This is a genomic window from Leisingera sp. ANG-M1 (assembly GCF_000813745.1).
In the GTDB taxonomy this organism is placed as follows: domain Bacteria; phylum Pseudomonadota; class Alphaproteobacteria; order Rhodobacterales; family Rhodobacteraceae; genus Leisingera.
The window spans coordinates 691-1,237 of the sequence record NZ_JWLC01000037.1 but is presented as its reverse complement, the minus strand read 5'-3'; the positions used below and the strand labels follow the sequence as shown (position 1 = coordinate 1,237).

The 547-nt window shown below is 56.3% G+C and carries 1 pseudogene; it reads left to right on the top strand.

The annotated features are described in order from the left end of the window. Positions 1 to 309: 309 nt before the first annotated feature. Positions 310 to 547: pseudogene (locus RA19_RS27100) on the top strand (globin domain-containing protein); the annotation flags it as partial.

Sequence of the window (547 nt, the reverse complement as noted above, 5' to 3'; positions counted from 1 at the left end):
CCAGCCTTCCTTGGCCATGCGCCGTGCGATGTAACGGCCTACAAAACCGGATCCGCCATAGATCGTGACCAGTTTGGACATCTTTTGGCTCCTGAACTTAGCTGCCTCTATGCTCTAGCGCCGCAAGGGGCGTCAAACAAGGCGCAAAACGTGTGCTTGCGGTCACAATGACCGCAGAATCTGCAGCGGCCGTTAACAGCCTCCGGCGAAAGCGCCGCTTTGGTTAACCCAGCGTTCAGCGCTGCCGCGCTAAGTCAAAATGATGCAGCGAAAACACCTGTTTCCAGTTTTGCGCAGGAGGTCATTTGAATGGTAAGCGAACAGGACAAAAACCTGATCCGGAAGAGCTTTGAAAGCGAGCGGATGGATGTCGAAGCCCTGGTCCCGGTTTTTTACAGCAAGTTCTTCGACGCCTGCCCGGATATCCGCGCCTTGTTCCCCGACGATATGACACAGCAGGAGGACAAGCTGCTGGCCTCTCTGTCGCATATCGCCGAAGCACTGGATGATTCCGGCCGGCTGGACATGATCCTGCAGCAGCAGGGCG